This window comes from Saccharopolyspora galaxeae (assembly GCF_016526145.1).
GTDB classification, from domain to species: Bacteria; Actinomycetota; Actinomycetes; order Mycobacteriales; family Pseudonocardiaceae; genus Saccharopolyspora_C; species Saccharopolyspora_C galaxeae.
The window spans coordinates 336484-350802 of the sequence record NZ_JADDUE010000003.1 but is presented as its reverse complement, the minus strand read 5'-3'; the positions used below and the strand labels follow the sequence as shown (position 1 = coordinate 350802).

Genomic DNA, 14319 nt, shown 5'->3' with positions numbered 1-14319 from the left:
CCCTGAAAGCCCGCCGAGGAGGGAAACCGGCCATGGTCGAGCTCAACCACACCATCGTCGCCGCGCGCGACCAGGACGCGACCGCGCGGTTCTTCACCGAAGTGCTCGGGCTCGCCGAGCCGCAGCGCTTCGGCCCGTTCCTCATGGTCCAGCCGGAGAACTCGGTCACCTTGGACGTCGCCGCGGCCGACGGTGCGATCACCTCGCAGCACTACGCGTTCCTCGTCCGCGACGACGAGTTCGACGAGATCTTCGGCCGGGTCACCGAGCGCGGCCTGAAGTACTGGGCCGATCCGCACCACACCGAGCCGGACACCATCAACACCCGCGACGGCGGGCGCGGCTTCTACTTCGACGACCCGAACGGGCACATCCTCGAAGTCCTCACCCGGGAGTACGGCAGCGGTGCCGAGCAGCGCGGGTGAGGCTCACAACGGCCGGTAGACGGTGAGCACGTCGGGGTGCGCGGTGAACGCGAAGTGGCTGCCGCGCTGCCCGATCTCTCCGTCGGTGGCCACCGCCACCGGTGCGCCGAGCACCCGGACGTCCAGGAAGCGGTGCTCGCGCTCGACGTAGGTCCGGCTGCGGTGCAGTGCTCCGGTCAACGCCGCGAGCACGAACCGCAGCCGCGACAGGTGCGCGTCCGCGCGCACGTAGCGGACGTCCAGCCGCCCGTTGTCCAGCCGCGGGCGCCAGGTCGGCGCGAAACCGCGGGGCTCGTAGGCGCCGTTGCCGACGAACAGCACCCACACGCGGCGCCGGACCCCGTTCAGCTCGACTTCCAGCGGCGTGGATTCGTGCAGCACGCGCACCAGGGCCGCCGCGGCCGCGGGCCACTTTCCCCAGCGCGGCGACCACTTCTCCCGGAACCGCACCATGTCCGGGTAGCCGCCGAGGCTGGCGGTGTTGAGGAACCACCTGGTGGGACTGTCGTCCACGGCCATCCCGCCCAGGTCGAGGCGGGCGGCGCTGCCGCGTTCGACGGCCGCGGCCATCGCGCCGGGATCGCCGACCCCGGTGTCCCGCGCGAAGTGGTTCAGCGTGCCTGCCGAGAGCACCGCCAGCGGGAGGTTCCGGCGGGTGGCGACGGCGGCGACCGCGGAGACGGTGCCGTCGCCGCCTGCCACACCGAGCGCGCGCACGGAGCCGCCTTCCCGCTCCAGCGTGGCCTCCAGTCCGGCGGCGAGGTCGGCGTCCGGCTCCGGGCGGACCACTTTGGCGGCCGGCCAGTGCGTCCCGACCCAGTGCTCGGCGTCGAAGAAGCCGTCACCGGATTCCGGGTTGATCAGGATCAGGACGCCTTCGCCGCGGTGCAGGCGGGGCGCTTCGGCCGGACGGCGCACCGCTGCGGTGGTGTCCGGGCGCAGCGGCCACCAGTGCCGCGTCGCCCAAGCGGTCGCGGTCCCGATCGCGCTGCCGCAGAGCACGTCCGTCGGCCAGTGGACGCCGGTGTGCACTCTGGAGTAGGCGACCGCTGCGGCGATCGGAGCAACGGCGAGCCCCAGCGCGGGCGACTCCATGGCCACCGCTGTGGCGAACGCCGCAGCCGACGCGGCGTGCCCGGACGGGAACGACGAGGAACGTGGCGGGTCGCTGAACCTGCGGTGCCGCGGAACCAGGCGCGCCGCAGGGCGCCGCCGCGGGAACAACGGCTTGCCCAGCAGGTTCGTGGTCGCGCTGGAGGCGGCGATGGCGACCACGCCGCGCAGCGCACCGCGCCGCGCGGCGCCGTTGCGCAGGCTCAGCGCAGCTGCGGCGGACAGCCACAGCACGCTGTGGTTCGCGGCCGTGCTCAGGGCTTTCAGGCCGGGGTCGGCGATGTTGCGGGGCAGCGCCGCGCTGCGCCCGACCAGCTGCCGGTCCGCGGCGTCGGCCCGCTGGACGATCTTGCGAAACCACTCGTGCACGCCCCGGACGCTACCCACGCCCGAACGGCGGACCGCCGATGGCCGCCGTTGCGCCTACTGTGGAGACATGCAGCGGCGGATCTTCGGCATCGAAACCGAGTTCGGGGTCACCTGCACCTTCCACGGGCAGCGTCGGCTCTCCCCGGACGAGGTGGCCAGGTACCTGTTCCGGCGGGTCGTGTCGTGGGGACGTTCCTCGAACGTCTTCCTGCGCAACGGGGCGCGCCTCTACCTCGACGTCGGCTCGCACCCCGAGTTCGCCACCGCCGAGTGCGACGACCTGACCCAGCTGGTCACGCACGACAAGGCCGGTGAGCGGATCCTCGAGGACTTGCTGGTGGACGCCGAGCGGCGGCTCGCCGACGAGGGCATCGGCGGCGACATCTTCCTGTTCAAGAACAACACCGACTCGGCCGGCAACTCCTACGGCTGCCACGAGAACTACCTGGTGGGCCGCTCCGGCGAGTTCTCCCGGATCGCGGACGTGCTGCTGCCGTTCCTGGTGACCCGCCAGCTGATCTGCGGTGCGGGCAAGGTGCTGCAAACCCCGCGCGGTGCGGTGTACTGCCTGTCCCAGCGCGCCGAGCACATCTGGGAGGGCGTCTCCAGCGCCACCACCCGCTCGCGGCCGATCATCAACACCCGCGACGAGCCGCACGCCGACGCCGAGCGCTACCGCAGGCTGCACGTGATCGTCGGCGACTCGAACATGTCCGAGGTGACCACGCTGCTGAAGGTGGGCACCGCGCACCTGGTGCTGGAGATGATCGAGAGCGGCGTGCAGTTCCGGGACTTCGCCCTGGACAACCCGATCCGGGCGATCCGCGAGATCAGCCACGACATGACCGGGCGCCGCACGGTCCGGCTGGCGGGCGGCCGGGAGGCGTCCGCGCTGGACATCCAGCGCGAGTACCACGCGAAGGCGGTCGAGCACGTGGCCCGGCGCGGCTCGGATCCGATGACGGACCGGCTGGTCGACCTGTGGGGCCGGGCGCTGGACGCGGTGGAGACGCAGGACTACTCGGGCATCGACCGCGAAGTGGACTGGGCGATCAAGCACCGGCTGCTGGAGCGCTACCGCACCAAGCACGGGCTCGAGCTGTCCAGCCCGCGGATCGCCCAGCTCGACCTCGCATACCACGACATCCGGCGCGGGCGCGGGCTGTTCGACATGTTGCAGCACAAGGACCTGGTGGATCGCGCGACCGACGACGGCGAGATCGAGGCCGCCAAGGACACGCCGCCGCAGAGCACCCGGGCGAAGCTGCGCGGGGATTTCATCGCCGCTGCGCAGGCCGCCGGGCGGGACTTCACGGTGGACTGGGTGCACCTCAAGCTCAACGACCAGGCACAGCGCACGGTGCTGTGCAAGGACCCGTTCCGGGCGATCGACGAGCGGGTGGAGCGGCTGATCGGCTCGTTGTAGCCTGTCCGGCCCGGTGGCGGCTGAGCACCGGTCGCGGACACGATCCGGTGAAGCGGACCGGAAATGCCGATGTTCGAACGCGAGTTCGCATAGAGTGGCGATAGCCAGTTCGAGCAGAGGAGTCCGCCATGGTCGTCAGCCCGGAGCTCACCGCTCGGTCGCGTGTGCCGGTACGTGGCCCTCCGCTCGCCGCGGGCTGGTCCGCGGTTCGGTTCAGCGCAGGGGATGCTGGCCGGTCGGCCGGATGAGGATCTCGTTGACGTCGACGGTCTCCGGCTGGTCGAGGGCGTAGAGCGCGGCTTGGGCGACGTCCGCGGCCTGCAGCTTGGGCCGGTCGGCTTGCTCGGGGGTGTTCATCCCGGTCTCCACCAGGCCCGGTTGCAGCAGCGTGACGCGGACTCCGGTGCCGACGCACTCGGCTCGGATGTTCTGCGCCATCCCGGTCACAGCCCATTTGGTCGCCGAGTAGAGGTTGCCCGGCCGGATGCCGCGGCCGGCGACCGAACCGGTGAGCAGCAGGTGTCCGCGGCTGCGGACGAGGGCGGGCAGCGCGGCACGGGCGGTGATGGCGGTGCCGTGGACGTTGATCAGCGTCATCTCCCGCCACTGTTCGGGATCGGCTCCCTCGGAGCCGAGGAAGGAGGTGGGCACGCTGCTGCCTGCGTTGGCGAACACGGCGTCGAGGTGGCCGAAGTGCTCTTCCGCGCGCTGCACGGCCGCTTGGACTTCGGGCCACTCCGTGACGTCGCACGGCAGCGCGAGCGCATTGCCCATGCCGATTTCCTGCGCGAGTTCCGTAAGCGACTCGGCGGAGCGGGCGAGCAGCGCCAGCCGGTAACCGGCGCGCGCGGCGGCTCGCGCGGTGGCGGCGCCGATGCCGCGGGACGCCCCGGTGATCAACAGGACTGGTGCGGTCATGTGCGCACCCTATTCGTCGGTCGGCGCCGACGAGCGACTTCGTCATTGCCGGAGTTTCAGAGAGGAGTGAAATTATTCGCCGTTTCAGCCACTGTGGAGGCGGGCGGCCGTGGAAAGGTGGCGATGGCTGTTCGTGCCTGCTTGGGGGCCGAGGCGGTGCGAGGCGGCGGCGCTTTTCGCGGTCGTGCCCGAAAGGTCTGATCAACTGCGATGGAGCTAGGGTTTCAAGGTGGCCACTGCGCGTGCTGAACGCTTGGTGAACCTGGTGCTGTGCCTGTTGTCCACCCGCCAGTACCTCACGGCGGAGGGCATCCGGAGGATCGTCCCGGGCTACGCCGATGCACCCACCGACGAGGCGTTCTACCGGACCTTCGAGCGGGACAAGTCCGAGCTGCGGGACCTGGGGGTGCCGCTGGAGATCGGGCGGAACTCGGCGTTCGACTCGGTCGACGGCTACCGCATCGCCCGGCGCGACTACGAACTCGCCGACATCGGACTGGAACCGGACGAGGCGGCGGCGGTGGCGCTCGCGCTGCGGCTGTGGGACTCGCCGGAGCTCACCGGCGCCGCACGCGGAGCGCTGCTGAAGCTGCGGGCCGCCGGGGTCGAGGTCGACGAGCGGGCGTCCGGGGCGATCGAGCCGCGGGTACGTACCAGCGAGCCTGCTTTTCCGGCATTGCTGGCGGCGGTGCAGTCCGGCCGGGTGGTCTCGTTCGACTACCGGCGCCCGAACGATCCGCAGCCGCGCACGCGCACGGTGCAGCCGTGGGGCGTGGTCTCCTGGCGCGGACGCTGGTACCTGGTCGGGCACGACCAGGACCGGGAAGCGACGCGGTGCTTCCGGCTGTCCCGGATCACCGACCGGCCGGAGGCTTCCGGGCGAGCCGGGGCCGTCTCCCGGCCGGAAGACGTGGACCTGCTCAAGCTCGTCGCAGGCGTTGACCGGGATCCGCCGCCCGCCACCTCCGCCCGGCTGTGGGTGGAGCAGGGCCGCGCGCAGGGGCTGCGTCGGCGCGCGAGCGTCGTCGGGCAGCAGCGGCTCGACGGGGTCGACGGAGACGTGCTGGAGATCGAGCTGTTCTACCCGGACTCGGCGGCGTCCTGGATCGCCGGGTACGGGCCGGACGTGGTCGTGCTGGAGCCGGACGTGCTGCGCAAGTCGGTGCACGAAGCGCATCTGGGGACCGTGGCCGCCTTCAGCGGTGCGGAGGTGGACGGATGAGTGCGAGCGCCACGGAACGGCTGCCGCGGCTGCTGGCGCTGGTGCCGTACCTGCTGAGCAGGCCGGGGATTCCGGTGGCCGACGCGGCCGCGGACTTCGGAGTGGGCGAGCAGCAGCTGCGGCGCGACCTGGAGCTGCTGTGGATGTGCGGGCTGCCCGGTTACGGGCCGGGCGACCTGATCGACCTCTCCTTCGAGGGGGAGACGATCACGGTCACCTACGACGCCGGTATGCGGCGGCCGCTGCAGCTGACCTCTTCGGAGGCGACCGTGCTGCTGGTGGCCCTGCGGGCGCTGGCGGACACGCCGGGCATCGCCGACACCGAAGTCGTCCAGCGCGCGCTGTCGAAGGTGGAGGACGCCGTCGGGCAGGCGCAGCCACCGGGCGTCGTGGTGGGGCTGGCGAGCCGGGAGGGCCCGATGGCCCCTGGCGTGCAGGAGGCGGTGCAACGGGCGGCGACGCAGGGCCGTGCGCTCTGGATGCGGTACTACACGGCTTCGCGGGACGAGATCAGCGAGCGGACCGTGGACCCGATGCGGCTGGTGCTGGTCGACGGGCGCAGCTACCTGGAAGCGTGGTGCCGCTCGGCGGGTGCGGTGCGCCGGTTCCGGCTGGATCGGATCGACGCTGTCGAAGAGCTCGCCGAAGCGGCGCGGCCACCCGCGGAGGCGGAGCAGACCGACCTGTCCGAGGGGTTGTTCCGGCCGATGCCGGACCAGCCCAGCGCGGTGCTCGAGCTCGATCCGGAGGCGCGCTGGATCAGCGAGTACTACCCGGTCGACGAGCTCAGCGAGTCGCCGCAGGGCCGCATCCGGGTGCGGATGCGCTACTCGGACCGGTCCTGGATGGTGCGGCTGGTGCTCGGGCTGGGCGGCAGGGGCCGGGTGGTCGAGCCGCGCGAGCTGTCCGAGGAAATCCGGCAACGTTGCGAAGCAGCGTTGGCGCGGGCACGTCACCTACCGGCGGACTGAACGCGCTACGGTGATCGTGTGCCATATATCTGGAGCCTCGTGCTGCTGGTGCTGGGAGTCGTACTCCTGCTCGCTTTCCTGATCCGGTTGTTCGGCGCGTTGCGCCGGGCGCGTGCGGTGCAACGCCGCGTCGTCTCCGACCTGGCGGATCGGACCGGAATGCTGAAAGCACGAGCCGCGGGACTCCGGGTGGCCGTATCCGAACGCCGGAACGGAGCCGCTTGACGGCCCTATGATCGCTTGTCCTGCCCGCGTACCATTGCGCTGGCAGGAAGCCCCAAGGAAGGTGTGCACTGATGGGTATTCCAGGTGGGTGGGAACTCGTACTCATCGTGGGTGTGTTGGTGTTGCTGTTCGGTGCCACCAAACTGCCGCAGATGGCCCGGTCGCTCGGTCAGTCCGCGCGCGTGTTCAAGGCCGAGGCCCGCGGCATGAAGCAGGATGAGGAAGCGGCCAAGAAGGACGGTTCCAAGGAAGAGCCGCAGCAGCTCACCGCCGGTGAGGCCAGCGCGCCGGTGAACGCGTCCTCCCCGGAAGAGGCGCAGCGCAAAGATTCCAAGAACTGATCGGGGACGGAACGCGCAGTGAGTGCAAACCCGTTGCGCCGTCTGAACCCGTGGCGCGGTGACCGCCGTCGGTGGGGGCGCAGGCACAACCCCGACGGCACCATGACCCTCGTCGACCACCTCTACGAGCTGCGCTACCGCCTCGGCTGGGCGGCTTTCGGGCTCGTGCTCGGCGGGATCCTCGGGTTCATCTGGTTCTCGAACTCGTTGTTCGGGCTGCCCACGCTCGGTGATCTGCTCATCGGCCCGTACTGCCAGCTGCCGGAGACCGTGCGGTTCAGCCCGGGTGGCGGCTGCCGGCTGCTGCAGACGGAGGCTTTCGAGGTCTTCATGCTGCGGCTGAAGGTCGGTATCGCGGTCGGTGCCGTGCTGACCAGTCCGCTGTGGCTGTACCAGCTGTGGGCGTTCATCACGCCCGGCCTGTACTCCAAGGAGCGCAAGTACGCCCGCACGTTCGTGAGCCTGGCGACCCTGCTGTTCGTCGCCGGTGCGGTGCTGGCCTACTACGTCGTCCCCGAGGGGCTCGGTTTCATGACGAGCTTCGGCGGCGATTCGTTCTTCACCGCGCTGACCGGTGGCAAGTACATCAACTTCGTGCTGCTGATGGTGCTGATGTTCGGCATCAGCTTCGAGATGCCGCTGGTGCTGGTGATGCTCAACCGCGCCGGTGTGGTCAGCTACGCCAAGCTCAAGAGCTGGTGGCGCGGCATCGTGTTCGGGTTGTTCGTGCTGGCGGCGATCGCCACCCCGGGCCAGGACCCGTTCTCGATGCTGGTGCTGGCGGCGTGCCTGGTGTTGTTGTTCGTCATCGCGCTGGTGATCTGCCGCGCTCAGGACCGCGCCAAGGCCAAGAAGCTCGACGAGCAGGGCTTGCAGGGCGTGGGGCTGGACGAGGCGTCGAACATCGACCACCGGCCGTCGTCGCTGGATTCCGAGCAGGACGCGACCGCGGCGAGTGCCAAGGCGCGCAGCCAGGACGACGCCACCTGATATCTGCATTTCCGGCTCGTTGCAGTCGCGCCGCCGCCTGAATTCCGATTCGGCGGCGGCGCGATTTTTTCGGCTTCGGCCATCGCGGATCGTTCCCAGTTTCCCGATCTTTCCGGCGCATCGATCTTTCCGGTTTTGCCGGCGGTTCCGCATTTCCCGGTCTCCGCGGTGGCGCCGCTCCGTGCCCGCGGCACGTGTTGACTCCAGTATAATGATGATTATAGTTTCGCCCGGACTGCTGCAACGGCGCGGGAGGTTCGGGGATGGTGGGGCGAGCTGCTCAGGAGCCGATCATCGTGGTCGGCGCGGGGCTTTCCGGGTTGGCGACCGCGCTCGGCGCGGCCCTGCACGGCAGGCGGGTGGTGGTCTTCGAGTCGGCGGACCTGGTGGGCGGCGCTGCTGCGTACTCCGGTGGGCAGGTCTGGTGCGGGGCGAACCCGGTCGCCGCCCGGGACGGGATCGAGGACTCGAAGCAGCTCACCGAGCGCTACGTGCGCGCCATCGCGCAAGCCGATCCCGATGCGCTGGACGAGAAGGCGATGCTGCGTTGGATCAACACGGCGCCGCAGGCGATCCGGTACTGGGAGGACGTCGGTGCGATCCGGTGGAAGGTGATTCCGGGGCTGGCCGATTACCACAACGAAGCGGACGGGGCGCTGCCCGAGGGCAGGTACCTGACCAACGACCTGGTCGACGGCGCCGAACTGGGTGAGTGGCGCGAACTGATGCGCGTGAGCCCGTACTTCCCGGTCGGTACCACCTATGACGACATGCTGGCCAAAGGCAGGCGTGCGGCCTACGTCGACGAGGCCGAGCAGGAGCGGGGCACCCACGCGGGCGTGCCGGCGTTCGGGCTGGCGGACGGGACGGAACGGGCGCGGACGCACGACGGCGGTGACCCGCTGACGTTCGGCACCGGCGTGGTGGCGAGCTTCCTGGCCAGGTTGCGCGTCGAGCCCAACGTCGAAATCCGCAGGTCGACCCCGGTGACCGAGTTGCTGCGGGAGGGTTCAGCCGTCGTCGGCGTGCGCGCGGACGGGCCGGACGGACCGGTGCAGGAACGTGGTCCGGTGGTGTTGGCGACCAGCACCTACGACTGGGATCCCAAGCTCGTGCGGGAGATGGTCGGTCTGGATCCGGAGGACTTCGGCAGCGTGGCCCCGGAGAGCTTGCGCGGCGACGGGATCAAGCTGGCGCGGCAGGTCGGCGCGGACATCGCCCGCATCCCGGCGACGAGCGTGCCGATGCTGCCGGGATGGCGTTCCCAGGTCGGCACCGGCTACGGCTACGGCCCGGAGTACGCGATGCCGCATTCGATGATCGTGGACAGCGGCGGGAACCGGTTCTGCAACGACTCCTATTGGGTCGACATCGTTTCGAAGACCCTGGACCCGCAAGACCGCCATTTGCCGTTCTTCCTGGTGTGGGACGACCAGCACCGGCGCAAGTACGGCCTGGCGGCCACTCCGCCGGGCGGTACCTACCCCGAGGGCTGGGTGAGTTCGGCGCCCACGCCGCGCGGGCTGGCCGAACAGCTGGGCATCGACCCGGAGCGGTTCGCGGACACCGTGGCGCGGTTCAACGCGAACGCCGCGCGGGGCGTGGATCCTGACTTCGGCCGGGGAACGGTCACCTACGTGAACCGTTTCGCCGGCGACCCGGACCAGCGGCCGTGCCCGGTGCTCGGGGAACTCGTGGAGCCGCCGTTCCACGGGTTGCGGCTGAAGCTCGTCGGGACCGGGATCGGGTCGAGCGGGGTGCGCATCGACGGGGACGGCCACGTCCTCGCCGCCGGTGGCGAGGTGATCGACGGTCTCCACGCGGTGGGGTCCTGCGCGGCGTTGACCACGACCGGGACCGGTTACAACAGCGGGTTCGCGTTGGGGCGAGGTGTGACGCTGGCGTATCTGGTCTCGAACGAGCTGGGCGGAGTGCCGACACCGTGACAGGGGCCGGTGACAGGCCGCCGTAGCCGCGCAGCCCGTCAGCGGCCACGTGCCAGCGCTTCAGTTGCGGCGGACGAATTGGATCTCGCCCACCGCGACGTGCTTGCCCTCGGTCAGGTTGGCGGCCTCCAGCACCCGGATCCGGACGTTGACGACGTCGTTGAGCCGGGTTTTGATCTTGGCCGGTTCCTTCGGGTTCGCGTCCACCGGTTCCTCGAGAGTCGTCGTCCGGTGCTGGGCGTCGGTGGCGGTGATCTCCACCTTGCTGGGCCTGGCCTGGGAGCCGAATATCTCCCCTCGGATGGACGGACCGGGGGTCACCTGGATCTCCAGCAGCCGGTACGGCTCGTCGAAGGAGCAGTCGAGGGTCGCGCCGGGGGCTGGTGAGCCCCAGTAGTTGTTCGTCACCCCGTCCACCACGTTCGAGGCGGGATGGCCGGGCACCTCGGCGTCGGCGGTGCAGGTCCGCGGGTTGTAGTGCGCTGACGGCATGGTCTTGTCCAGCACGTCCTGCACCAGCCATTGGCCCGCCGGGTACAGCAGGATCGCGCAGATCAGCAGTGCCGCCAACGCGGCGAGCGCGAGCAGCCGCCGCGCCATCCTGCCCGGCCCGGCCCTGCTCCGCGGGCGGCGCAGGCGGCGCCACCACGGCGGTTGTTCGGCTCGCTCGCTTTCCACGAGGGGCGCTGCGCAGCGGCGGCAGTAGTGCCGGCCCGGCGGGTTGGGGGTGCCGCAGGAGTCGCAGGGCGGGCCGTCGGGCGTTTCGGTCGGCGGGGCGGCGCTGCGCTCCGGGCGTGGTGCGACGGGTTTGGCCGGTTGCACCGCGCCGGGGACCTCGGGAGCGGCCGCAGCGGCGTTCTGCGCAGTTGCGTCTTGCGCTGCCGCCGGGCGGGAGGTTGCGGAATCGGGCCGCACCGGCCCTGCCGAGGCGGGGTCGCCTGACGTCGGGTCGCGCGGCGCGGGATCGGCCGGTGCGGCGTCTGGAGCTTGCGGGCGCGGGATCCGTTCGGTCGGCGGTTCCGGGTCCGGCTGCGCGCGCGGCGTCGTGTCCCAACCCAAGTAGCTGCCGCAGTTGCCGCAGAAGTCGTCGGTGGCGGCGACTCCGGCGCCGCACGTCGAACACGGTCGCAATTGCTACACCCCTTCCGGTGGGCCGGGCAGGAATTCGACGGTGCAGTTCAGGTGCACCGGCTGGACCGCGTCGACGAGTTCGGTGACGCGCGCCCGGTCCACCGCCGCCCGGCCCGGCCACACCTGCACGACGGCTTCGCTGATCGGCGCGCCGGGCAGCGCGGTGCCGGGCCTGGTCGAGATGACCGCGCCCGGACCGTCCAGTACTCGCGACCGCACGCCGAGGCACAGCCACAACCGTTCGACCACGCCCCGCGGCGTGCCGTTCCACCGGTGCAGCTCCACGGCTCGCTGCACCAAGGCCCGCCGCAGCGGGTCCGGCCAGGACGGGTCCAGCTGCGCGGCGACCCAGCCGCCCAGCCACTCCAGGAAGTCCTCCGGCGCCGTGCGCGGGTCGAAGTAGTGCGCCAAGTTGTCCAAAGTGGACAAGATCGGTGCGAGGACGGTGTCCAGCCCGGCGGTGAACCGCTGCGCGAGGTCATCGCCCGCGTACAGCCCGGGCAGCAGCTCGCCCAGCGGGTAGCGGCTGGGCAGCTCGGGCAGCTCGCCCCGGGTCATGCCGTCCCGCTGCCTTCCGCGCTGTCCACCACGACCTGGTGCTGGTGCGAGAACACCAGCGCGTGCCGGGCGAGTTCGACGCGTTCCACCGGGCTGCCGCGCCGCCCGCTGATCGGGTCGGCGGGGAACAACCGCACCTCGTCGACCAGCGCGACGCCCTCGACCCGCTGCAGCACGGCGAAGATCTCGCCTGCCTGCACGTGCCTGCCGAACGGCCAGCCGGTGCCGTCGACGCCGCCGCGCAGCGGGTTCAGGTACCGGTACAGCGCCTCCAGCGCCGCGGTGTTGACCCGGTTCACCTCCGGTTCGGCCGTGGTCAGCCGCGCCACCACGGTGATGCCCTGGTAGTACGGCGGTTCCACCACGAGCCGCGCGCCGAGCAGGCGCCGCTCGTTGAGCCGCGCGGCGATCTTGGCCAGCATCTGCTCGGTCGGGATCAGCTGCTCGAACCGGAGCCGGTCGCCGCTGTCGGCCACCGCGTCCGGCACCACCAGCACGCGGGCCGCGCCGGGTTCGTGATCGGAACCGGCAGGCAGGCAGCGGATGCGGGCGGCCGCGGGAGCGGCCTGGCGGGCGATCTGCTCGTGATCTTCCGCGGTGACCGCGCGTTCCTGGATCCGCAGCTGGTGCGGGGCGCGGACCATGGCTTCCGAGACGGTTTCGCCGTCCACGCCGCCCGCGGCGGCTTCCCGGTTCTGCACCTCGGAGATGTAGGGCACCGAGCTGCGCAGCACCGAGATCGCGCCACGTGCGACGTTGCCGTCCCGGCCGCCGCCGGTGCGCAGCTTCGGCACCCGGATGTGCGCGCCTTTCGCGGGCACCGCGCCGTATCGGTGCAGCGAGCCGTCCGGTGACCGGACGGCGGGCGGGAAGGCGAACTCGCCGTTGGTGGCGTCGAGCGTGACGTGCCGGTCCGCGGGTCCGGAGTGTCCGAAGTGCTCGACGACCGTCCAGTCCTGCCAGCCCTCGTCGGCGGAAACCTGCACGACGATCGGCTCCCCGTCGGTCAGCACCGGTGCCTGCTCCAGCGCGAACCGCTGGCCGGGCACCCCCGCGGACTCGCCGAGCGGCACGTCCCGGATGGTCTCGGCGTGCTCGGCGGTGGTGGTGCCGCCGATGGTGCACACCTCGGCCACCCGCACGGTCGGGGTCTCGGAGTAGAACGGCTGGTCCGGCTCGGGTTCCACGACCCGGCAGCGCAGCCATCCGGCGCGCACCCCGGACACGGCCGAAGTGGTGTGCGCCGGGCCGATCTGCAGCAGCACGTCGCCGGGGCGGTTGAGCCCGCCGGTGGTGTCCTCGAGGACTTCGCAGCCGGCCCAGCCCGCGCCGTCCCACGCCTCCCAGACCAGCGGAGGCTGGCGCGGATCGACCCCGATGCCTTCGACCTGGCTGTCCAGCTGCACCAGCACGATGCAGCGGGGAACCGGCCGGTCGAGCCCGATCAGCATCGCGTCACCCGCGACGGGAACCGGCTGGAAGCACTGGACGTCCTGCTCGGCGGTGAGGTCGGGGGTGCGGTCGGCGGGCCGGCCGCCCGCGGTCAGCGTCATCAGCGTCTGCAGCTCGCACGGGGGGATCGGCAGCTCGCCGACGGTGGCGAACACGATCTCCTGCTCTTCCTCGGCGTGCGCGGTGGTGACCTCGGTGCCCCGCGGCAGCAGCACCGTCTCGTCCTGCGCCGCCGAGAGCCAGAACGTCACCTCCGCGTGCGCGGCCGCGGGCGGGAACAGCCGGACTCCCAGCAGTTCCAGGAACGCCAGGTGGTTCTTCTCCGGCACCCGGTTCAGCCGGTAGACCAGCTGGTCCACCATGTGCGCGAACGTTTCGATCAGGGTCACGCCGGGATCGGAGACGTTGTGGTCGGTCCACTCCGGCGCGCGTTGCTGCACGTGCCGTTTGGCCTCGTCGACGAGCTGCTGGAACCGCCGGTCGTCCAGGTTGGGGCTGGGCAGCGCCATCACACGACCTCCGCCGATTCGCCGGGCGGGATCGTGTAGAACGGGAACACGAGGTTGCGCTCGTCGTTGGTGCTGCGCACCCGGTAGTGCAAGTCGATGTAGAGCACGCCTTCCTGCTCGGTGTCGAAGGCGATCACCACGTCGGTCACCTCGATCCGGGGCTCCCAGCGGCGCAGCGCGCTGCGCACCTCGAAGGCGATCTGCCCGGCCGTGGCGCCGTCGCCGGGGGCGAACACGTAGTCGTGGATGCCGCAGCCGAACTCCGGGCGCATCGGTCGTTCGCCCGGCGCGGTGCCCAGCACCAGCCGGATGGCCTCGGCGATCTCCTGATCGCGTTCGACCATGCCGATCCCGCCGGTTGGCCCGACTCGCAGCGGGAATCCCCAGCCGCGGCCGATGAAGCGGTCGCTCACAACGGTCCCCCGATCAGCACGTTCGGCGCGCCGGCCATGATCTGTGCTCCGCAGGCGGTGTTGTCGAGCATCTTTGCGGCGGGCGCTCCGCCGATCAGCACCTGACCGCCGCGCGTTGGTTTGGCCACCACGGTGTTCGGCGGGTGGTATGGGTTCGCGCACGTGTAAGTGCTGCCCATGACCGCCGCCGGTTTGCCGCCGATGAACACGGTGGCGGCCGGGCCGGGCGGCGGCCCGACGACGCCGCCGTGGTTTGTCGGATCTCCTGCCCGGGCTGCGGGTGGCATGTTGCGAAACTCCTTGTCGACTG

15 protein-coding genes are annotated in these 14319 nt (G+C 71.0%); 8 read left to right on the top strand and 7 right to left on the bottom strand.

The window, feature by feature from the left end; genetic code table 11:
• Positions 1-32: 32 nt before the first annotated feature.
• Entirely contained in the window at positions 33-425 is a 393-nt protein-coding gene (locus INP57_RS09285) for a VOC family protein (protein WP_200069696.1), read from the top strand.
• A gap of 3 nt (positions 426-428) precedes the next feature.
• Here INP57_RS09285 and INP57_RS09280 read toward each other — a convergent pair whose 3' ends face one another.
• Complete coding sequence (locus tag INP57_RS09280) at positions 429-1907, bottom strand: bifunctional phosphatase PAP2/diacylglycerol kinase family protein (protein WP_200069695.1); 1479 nt, start codon at positions 1905-1907, stop codon at positions 429-431.
• 67 nt (positions 1908-1974) lie between these two features.
• On the opposite strand from INP57_RS09280, the gene pafA reads away from it, so the two are divergent.
• On the top strand, positions 1975-3333 hold the full coding sequence (gene pafA / locus INP57_RS09275; RefSeq protein WP_200069694.1) for a Pup--protein ligase: 1359 nt from the start codon (positions 1975-1977) through the stop codon (positions 3331-3333).
• A gap of 213 nt (positions 3334-3546) precedes the next feature.
• Here pafA and INP57_RS09270 read toward each other — a convergent pair whose 3' ends face one another.
• Complete coding sequence (locus INP57_RS09270; protein WP_200069693.1) at positions 3547-4251, bottom strand: SDR family oxidoreductase; 705 nt, start codon at positions 4249-4251, stop codon at positions 3547-3549.
• 229 nt (positions 4252-4480) lie between these two features.
• Here INP57_RS09270 and INP57_RS09265 point away from each other — a divergent pair, with 229 nt between their 5' ends.
• The 6 genes from INP57_RS09265 to INP57_RS09240 all read left to right on the top strand — a co-directional run bounded on the left by INP57_RS09265 (position 4481) and on the right by INP57_RS09240 (position 9946).
• Positions 4481-5473 (top strand): helix-turn-helix transcriptional regulator, encoded by a 993-nt coding sequence (locus tag INP57_RS09265; protein WP_200069692.1) that lies wholly within the window; start codon positions 4481-4483, stop codon positions 5471-5473.
• A complete protein-coding gene (locus INP57_RS09260) occupies positions 5470-6444 on the top strand; it encodes a helix-turn-helix transcriptional regulator (RefSeq protein ID WP_200069691.1) in 975 nt (324 codons plus the stop codon). The genes INP57_RS09265 and INP57_RS09260 overlap by 4 nt, the downstream gene beginning before the upstream one ends.
• 18 nt (positions 6445-6462) lie before the next feature.
• Entirely contained in the window at positions 6463-6669 is a 207-nt protein-coding gene (locus tag INP57_RS09255) for a bacteriophage holin (RefSeq protein WP_200069690.1), read from the top strand.
• A 71-nt stretch (positions 6670-6740) separates the two neighbouring features.
• Entirely contained in the window at positions 6741-7010 is a 270-nt protein-coding gene (gene tatA / locus INP57_RS09250) for a Sec-independent protein translocase subunit TatA (RefSeq protein WP_200069689.1), read from the top strand.
• Positions 7011-7028: 18 nt separating this feature from the next.
• Positions 7029-8000: a twin-arginine translocase subunit TatC gene (gene tatC, locus INP57_RS09245; RefSeq protein WP_307849978.1), complete on the top strand. Its 972-nt coding sequence runs from the start codon at positions 7029-7031 to the stop codon at positions 7998-8000.
• A gap of 263 nt (positions 8001-8263) precedes the next feature.
• Entirely contained in the window at positions 8264-9946 is a 1683-nt protein-coding gene (locus INP57_RS09240) for an FAD-dependent oxidoreductase (RefSeq protein WP_200069688.1), read from the top strand.
• A gap of 60 nt (positions 9947-10006) precedes the next feature.
• Here INP57_RS09240 and INP57_RS09235 read toward each other — a convergent pair whose 3' ends face one another.
• The 5 genes from INP57_RS09235 to INP57_RS09215 all read right to left on the bottom strand — a co-directional run bounded on the left by INP57_RS09235 (position 10007) and on the right by INP57_RS09215 (position 14296).
• The gene (locus INP57_RS09235) at positions 10007-10624 is read right to left on the bottom strand and encodes a discoidin domain-containing protein (RefSeq protein ID WP_200069687.1); all 618 of its coding nucleotides are present in this window, start codon (positions 10622-10624) and stop codon (positions 10007-10009) included.
• A 456-nt stretch (positions 10625-11080) separates the two neighbouring features.
• A complete protein-coding gene (locus INP57_RS09230; protein ID WP_200069686.1) occupies positions 11081-11635 on the bottom strand; it encodes a phage tail protein in 555 nt (184 codons plus the stop codon).
• On the bottom strand, positions 11632-13596 hold the full coding sequence (locus tag INP57_RS09225) for a putative baseplate assembly protein (protein ID WP_200069685.1): 1965 nt from the start codon (positions 13594-13596) through the stop codon (positions 11632-11634). The genes INP57_RS09230 and INP57_RS09225 overlap by 4 nt, the downstream gene beginning before the upstream one ends.
• Positions 13596-14009, bottom strand: coding sequence for a GPW/gp25 family protein (locus INP57_RS09220; RefSeq protein ID WP_200069684.1), 414 nt, complete (start codon positions 14007-14009; stop codon positions 13596-13598). The genes INP57_RS09225 and INP57_RS09220 overlap by 1 nt, the downstream gene beginning before the upstream one ends.
• Entirely contained in the window at positions 14006-14296 is a 291-nt protein-coding gene (locus INP57_RS09215) for a PAAR domain-containing protein (RefSeq protein ID WP_200069683.1), read from the bottom strand. Before INP57_RS09215 ends, INP57_RS09220 begins: the two co-directional genes overlap by 4 nt.
• Positions 14297-14319: the final 23 nt, after the last annotated feature.